The organism is Arthrobacter sp. Y3221157, from assembly GCF_059089865.1.
In genome coordinates this window covers 1-291 of the sequence record NZ_JBNHFD010000248.1, presented here as the reverse complement: position 1 = coordinate 291, position 291 = coordinate 1, and the positions used below count along the sequence as shown (strand labels likewise).

Annotated in this window: 1 pseudogene; it reads right to left on the bottom strand. The window is 65.3% G+C overall.

From position 1 onward, the window contains the following. Positions 1 to 291: pseudogene (locus AC5RTT_RS20870) on the bottom strand (IS21 family transposase); the annotation flags it as partial.

Below are 291 nucleotides of genomic sequence, written 5' to 3'. Positions count from 1 at the left end.
CTCGTCCATGAACACCTCACACGCCTTCTCCAACTCAGCGAACGAGGAGTACTCGGCCCGCAGATTCGTATCGGTTGGCACCAGGTCAGCCTTGGCCAGCTTCACCGACGCCTCGACCCCGCCCTTCGTGGCGGGGTCCGCGGGCTGGCAGGTCAGTACGGTGACGCCGTAGTGCCGGGCAAAGTCCAGGGTCCGCTGGTTCCGCACCGGCACCCCGGCCACGTGCGCGGTGGTCACCGTCTTCTCGTTATCTGTCAGGACATAGGTTGGTGCGCCGCCCAAGATCCGGAA